The sequence below is a fragment of the Roseibium sp. genome (genome assembly GCF_025698965.1).
Classification (GTDB): domain Bacteria; phylum Pseudomonadota; class Alphaproteobacteria; order Rhizobiales; family Stappiaceae; genus Roseibium.
In genome coordinates this window covers 1-6,522 of the sequence record NZ_JAILWL010000378.1, presented here as the reverse complement: position 1 = coordinate 6,522, position 6,522 = coordinate 1, and the positions used below count along the sequence as shown (strand labels likewise).

6 protein-coding genes are annotated in these 6,522 nt (G+C 57.9%); all 6 read right to left on the bottom strand.

Features of this window, described 5'->3' with window-relative positions; all coding sequences use genetic code 11:
- Positions 1-1,377, bottom strand: a 1,377-nt coding sequence (locus K5905_RS24390) for a UDP-N-acetylmuramoylalanyl-D-glutamyl-2,6-diaminopimelate--D-alanyl-D-alanine ligase (protein ID WP_297588883.1), incomplete at its 3' end; no start/stop codon positions are given.
- Complete coding sequence (locus K5905_RS24385; RefSeq protein WP_367187020.1) at positions 1,374-2,924, bottom strand: UDP-N-acetylmuramoyl-L-alanyl-D-glutamate--2,6-diaminopimelate ligase; 1,551 nt, start codon at positions 2,922-2,924, stop codon at positions 1,374-1,376. The genes K5905_RS24385 and K5905_RS24390, both read right to left, overlap by 4 nt.
- Before the next feature lie 22 nt (positions 2,925-2,946).
- Positions 2,947-4,659, bottom strand: a complete 1,713-nt coding sequence (locus tag K5905_RS24380) for a penicillin-binding protein 2 (protein WP_297588881.1) — start codon at positions 4,657-4,659, stop codon at positions 2,947-2,949.
- Positions 4,660-4,670: 11 nt separating this feature from the next.
- Entirely contained in the window at positions 4,671-5,027 is a 357-nt protein-coding gene (locus K5905_RS24375; RefSeq protein WP_297588879.1) for a hypothetical protein, read from the bottom strand.
- 2 nt (positions 5,028-5,029) lie between these two features.
- Positions 5,030-6,070, bottom strand: a complete 1,041-nt coding sequence (gene rsmH, locus K5905_RS24370; RefSeq protein ID WP_297588877.1) for a 16S rRNA (cytosine(1402)-N(4))-methyltransferase RsmH — start codon at positions 6,068-6,070, stop codon at positions 5,030-5,032.
- The coding region (locus K5905_RS24365; RefSeq protein WP_297588875.1) for a division/cell wall cluster transcriptional repressor MraZ at positions 6,067-6,522 on the bottom strand (456 nt) is incomplete at its 5' end. The genes rsmH and K5905_RS24365, both read right to left, overlap by 4 nt.

The window sequence follows — 6,522 nt, the reverse complement described above, 5'->3', positions numbered from 1 at the left end:
AAGCGGCCCCATCCGCGTGCCGAGTGACCCCTTGATCATGACAACGTCACCAAGTCTGACATCCCGCAACAGCGCTTCTTCCAGGTCCTTGGCTTCCTCTGCGTAGTGCGTACGAAGATCATGCGGAAGCACGTTCCAGAGCGCGTGCATGTGAGGTCCGGCGCAATAGACTGCGTCGGTTCCTGCGTCAACAATCGGTTGGAGCAGCTCGGCATGCAAACGGTCAGCGTTCGATCCGAGCTCACGCATGTCGCCGATTACTGCAATACGGCGCCCGGGTCGGACAACAGGAGCTTCTCCAAGGACCGCCAATGCCGCGCGCATGGAAGCCGGGTTGGCATTGTAACTTTCATCAATCAGGAAGAACTCGCCTTCCTGTATGGGCAGACGGGTCACTTCGCCGCGCCCTTTCGGCGCATGCATCGTATCAAGCACCAGCCCTGCCTTTGCCAGATCGCCGCCCAGATCGCAGACAGCCGTCAAGACCGCAAGGCTGTTTATCACGTGATGTTTGCCCGCTGCACCGATCTTGTAAGTGATTTCCTGCCCGAGGATTACGGCATCCGCGCTGGATCCCGAAGCATAGCTGACCACTTTCTGAACATGGCTGTCGGCACCCGGGTCTTCACCGAAGGTGTGAATGCTCGGAACACCGGCGGTAACAGCCAGAAACTTCAGCAGATCGAATTGCCGATTGTCCTTGTTCAGGATGGCAATGCCGCCCGGTTCAAGCCCCTCGAATATCTCGGCCTTGGCCTGTGCGATCTTTTCGACAGAATCGAAAAACTCGAGATGAACCGGTTGAACGGTGGTGATGATCGCCACATGCGGGCGCACCATCTTGACCAGTGGTGAGATCTCGCCGGCATGGTTCATTCCAATCTCAAAGACACCATATTCAGTGTCCGCCGGCATCCGCGCCAGGGACAACGGCACACCCCAGTGATTATTGAATGACGCCACTGAAGCATGCACCTTGCCGGACTGCGCCAGCGTCAGCCGCAGCGCTTCCTTGGTTCCTGTCTTGCCGACCGAACCGGTGACTGCCACGATCCGCGCATTCGTGCGCGCTCGCGCAGCAATGCCGATCCGGCGCAAGGCTTCCAGAGGGTCGTCGACAACAACATATTTGCCATCTTCAGGCAGTTCGGAGAGCCTGCTTTCGGCGACCAGCGCAAGCGATGCTCCGGCCTCCAGCGCTGCCGCGACATAATCGTGACCATCAAGACGGTCGCCCTTGATCGCTACAAAGGCGTCTCCCGGCTCAAGTGTCCGGCTATCAATTGATATTCCCGTGATGTCTGCGCCGACATCGCCCCAGCCGCTGCCGCCTGCAGCTTCGACAAAGGCGTCAAATGTCCAAAGCGGTTCGCTCATGTGTTTCCTTCGAGGCTGATGGCGCGTGTGACGGCTTCGTGATCTGAAAATGGAATCACTGTGTCGCCAACAATCTGGCCCGTTTCGTGGCCTTTTCCGGCCACACACAGGATATCACCTGCATCCAATCGACGAACCCCTTCTGCAATGGCTTCATAGCGGTCTGCGATCTCCATTGCACCCGGAGCACCCTTCAACACCGCCTGGCGGATGGAGGCTGGATCCTCTGACCTTGGATTGTCATCGGTAATGATGACAAGGTCAGCGTGACGGGCAGCAGCTGCCCCCATCAATTCGCGTTTTCCGGGATCCCTGTCGCCACCTGCACCGACGACAACTGACAATTTCCCCTGAGCGAAGGGTTTGAGTGAGGCAAGGGCATTGTCGAGCGCATCTGGCTTATGGGCGTAGTCGACAAATATCAGACCGCCTTCGTTCGTTTTGCCGACAAGTTCAAGTCGCCCGGGTGCCCCTTTCAGGTTTTCCAGCGCCCTAACAACTGTGCCTGTATCGATACCCGCGGCAATCGCCAGGCCGGCGGCGATGAGCGCATTGGATACCTGAAACCGGCCGATCAGAGGCAACGTCACGCGGAATTCACCACGCGCAGTTTCAATCGTCAGGTCCTGACCGGCTCCCGAAGGCTTCAGTCCGATAAGCTTGAGATCCTTACCGGTTTCCCCGACAGTCAGAACCGGCAGGCCGCGACGCTCGGCAACCGCCAGCACCCGATCGGCATATTTCTCACCAGGGTCCACAACAACTGTCCCGCCATCAGGCAGCAATTCTGTAAACAGGCGCAATTTGGCCTGGAAATAGTCCTCGATAGTGGGATGGTAATCCATGTGATCGCGGCCAAGATTTGTGAAGGCAGCAGCGGTCAGACGGACACCATCCAGTCTGAACTGGTCCAACCCGTGGGAAGACGCCTCCATGGCAGCATGATTGATGCCCTCCGCTTCCAGCTCCGCCAATTCCATGTGAAGCGCGACCGGATCAGGCGTCGTCAACCCACCATAACTCTCGCCACCCGGCTTGATCGTGCCAAGCGTGCCGAGACTTGCTGCCGGATGACCGGCAGCTTGAAAAATCTGACGTACAAAATGGGCAACGGACGTTTTTCCGGCGGTTCCCGTTACGGCGACGATCGTGTCCGGCTGTGAACCGCAAAAACGGGCAGCCATTCTGGCGAAGACCTGCCGCGGCTTCTCGACACCAATGACAACGATACTTTCCGGCAAGGCAGATCGTACCTCGTCCACCGCGCTGTCGGCGCAAAGAACCGCAACGGCGCCGGCCGCAGCTGCGCTCGGGGCAAATTTGGTTCCGTCTACTGAAGCGCCCTTGAAGGCGGCAAACAAAAAGCCGGGCTGCACGCTTCGGCTATCAGCCGTCAGCCCGGTAATTGTCAGCCCCTTCGTCGCCTCCGGCAAATTCAAGCCGGTGGCCAATATCTCAAGATCCATTTCACCCGATCGTCCGGTTTGTGCGTCGTCTTCGTGAAGCCTTTCGAACGTGCCGGATAACGGCTGCGACCCCGCCGACACGTCTGACTTCCATTATGTCTCCTTAATAGGAAATCTCGATTGGTTCATCCCCTTTACCGAAGCGCGGCATGACACCGAGCATCGGTGCAGCCCGGCGGATAATCGCCCCGGCCATCGGGGCGGCATTCAGACCGGCGGTTGCGCCAATGCCTTTGCGTTCTGGTTTCGGCTCGTCGATGACGACCAGAACGACGTAGCGCGGATCGTCCATCGGGAAGGCCGACAGGAAGGAATTGCGACGCTTGTTGTTGACGTAACGTCCGTTTTCAATCTTCTCGGCTGTGCCGGTTTTTCCGCCAACCGTGTATCCCGGAACGTCTGCGCGCCGACCGGATCCAGACAGTACATTCAGGCGGAAAAGATAACGCATCATTCGGCTGACATCTTCGGAAATGACCTGTTTGCCAAGGGCTTGGACATCCTCCGGGCTCCGTGGCAGGAATGTCGGGGGCAGCAAGGTGCCACCATTCACGACAGCTGCAGCAGCAACTGCGGTCTGCATTGGCGTGACTGAAAGACCATGCCCGAATGATATGGTCATCGCGGCAAGTTCGTTCCATTTCGGCGGCAACAGCGGAGCCGCGTTTTCCGGCAGCTCCGTCTTCAAACGCTTGGTGAGGTGCAACCGCCCCAGAAACTCTTTCTGACGGGCAACGCCGGTTGCGAGCATCATCTTCGCCGTTCCAATGTTGGACGAATAAATAAAGATTTCCGGCACGGAAAGGATACGGTTTTTCCCGTGGAAATCTGTAATTGTCCTGCCGGCAGCACGGATCGGACGTGTCGCATCGAAGCTGTCATTGATCGAAACCGAACCAGAATCAAGCGCCATAGCAGTCGTGAAGGACTTGAAGACGGACCCCATTTCAAAGACACCGCCCGTTGCACGGTTCAAACGGTCCTTTTCAAGCGCCTGTGATCTGTCATTGGGATCGTAGTCCGGTACTGAAGACATCGCCACCACTTCACCGGTCTTCGCGTCGAGCACGATACCGGCAGCAGCGATCGCCCGGTATCGCTCCATCGCTTTGACAAGTTCGTCACGCACGACATGCTGCACCCGGAGATCAACGGACAGGCGAACCGGCTCCATTGACCTGTCAGAGGCAAAACCAAGCGATTGAAGATCTGCAAGCCATTCATCATCGATGTATTTCTCAATGCCTGCCAGGCCTTGATTGTCAACATTCACGGATCCGACAATGTGACCTGCCGTTGGCCCACCCGGATAAAACCGCTGGTTCTCGGACAGAAACCCAACACCCGGCAATCCGAGATTGTGAACCTCGGCAGCTTTTTGAGGTGTCATTTCCCGCTTCAGCCAGACAAATCCGGCGCCACTTTCCAGACGGCGACGCACAAGCTTTTCATCAAGTTCAGGCAGAACCCGCGTCAGTCCTTCAACAGCTTCGTCGACATCGATGACGCGACGGGGTTCGGCATAAAGCGAAGCTGTCTTGATATCGGTAGCCAGGATTTCACCGTTCCTGTCTATCAGGTCCGGACGCGAAGCCGCGATGGAATCTTGCGCCGAAATCCAGGACCGGGACGGCGCCTCTTCCATTTGCGCCAATATCATCAGGCGACCTGCAATTGCGACATAGACACAGGCAAACGCGAGCATCGCAACATAAACGCGGGACTTGACCGCGCTTGAGGAAACAGAACCGCGCGCGGCTCTGGGTTGAGAACGTTTCACCTGCAGGAAGCTGGCCGGTTCGCTTACCATTGTCATCAGTCAGCCCCTTACTGGATTGCCGCAGACGAACCGGCATAGCCGCCCATCTGGTTGGAGCCACCGATAGGTTCCAGCATGACCGGGCGCGCGGGCAAATCTTCCGGCGTGACGATCTGCTTCACATCAAGCGAATCCAGTTGGAGATATTCGTTGTAGCGCTCGACCAGCACCTGCAAACGTTCAGGCTTGTTCAAGAGGCTCCACTCGGCCTTGAGATGCCGGATCGTGTTGCGTTCCTCGTCGATCTGACGTTGCAACTCAGCGACCTTTTCAGCTGACTTCGTTGCCGCCAGCTTCATGTCGTAAACCGTTGCCGCGCCGATAACGACTGCAAGTATGAAAAGAATGTTCAGCGTTCGAACCATTCTCAGCCCCCAAGACCATGAAACGCCGCAAGGCGTGGAACACCTGCTGCGTGAATATCCAGCTCGCGTGCAGGTGCGTCGGTCCGACGCCCCGCTCTGAGCTTTGCCGACCGCGCCCGAGGATTTTGTTCTGTTTCCTCAGCAGCCGCCTCAACTGCCTTGCGTGTCAGCAATTCGAAAGTTGCCGGCGGAACTTCTTCCTCCGGCATATGACGGGATCCGCCACCGCGGGTCCGGGTTCGATCCTGAAAGAACCGCTTCACAATACGGTCCTCCAGGGAATGAAAGCTCACCAGCACCAGACGCCCGCCGGGCTTCAGAATGCGCTCCGCTGCGCCCAGAGCGTCCGCAGCCTGATGCAACTCACCATTCACATAGATCCGCAGGGCCTGGAACGTCCGGGTCGCCGGATGGATCTGCGCCTTCTTGGGCGAACGTCCGAGCACTTTTTCAATCAGGTTCGCCAGCTCCAGAGTGCGACTGAAAGGCTTATCCTTGCGTGCCTTGTCGATGGCATGCGCAACCGTCGTCGCACGCTTTTCCTCTCCAAGCAGACCGATAACCCGGATCAGGTCCCTGACTGGCAGCTCGTTGACGACATCTGCGGCAGAGGGTCCTGCCTGCTCCATGCGCATATCCAATGGACCGTCCCGGAGGAATGAAAATCCGCGATCCGCCTCATCAAGCTGCATGGACGAAACACCGAGATCGAGAACGACACCGTCAACGCCGTCAAATCCTTCGGCGCGCGCATGTGTTTCAAGACCGGCAAACTGTCCCGGCACGAGGATCAGCCGCCCGTCGGCCTCCGCAACCAACCCCTGCCCTCCGGCAATCGCATCCGGATCGCGATCGATGCCAATCACGCTGGCGCCGCGCTCCAAGATGGCGCGCGTATATCCGCCGGCACCAAATGTGCCGTCGATGATCACTTCTTCAGGCTTCGGGTCTAGCCGGGTCAGAACTTCACTCAGGAGAACCGGCACATGACGCTCTGGTCCGCCAGCAGCAGAAACAGCATCTCTGTCGCTTGGCGCCATCATGCCGGCTCTCCCTGTGAAGGTGCGGGGCCTTGCCCCGACAGCATCGCGAGCGCACGTCTTTGGGCCTCTGCGCGGTACTCGCGAAACTTTTCCGGCTCCCAGATCTGGAACTTGTAATTCATGCCGACAAAAGTGACATGGTCGGTGATGCCGGTGTGATCTCGGATCATGTCGGAAATGGTCATCCGGCCATCTCCGTCGATCTTCGGATTTTCACTAGCGCCGAAAAGAGCAACAGCAAGTGCATCGTGATCCGGCGAGAGTTTTGCAAATGCCTCGGAACGCTTGTTGATCTCGGCCAGCAGCTCATTGCCACCGGCATCGACAGCGTCGCAATGAGACGAAGTGATGCAGTAAAGCCCCTCAAAGCCGTCTCTCGCCAGAACCGACCGGAACGACGCCGGGATCGATACACGACCCTTGGCATCCAGCCGGTTGGTGAAGTGAGAAAC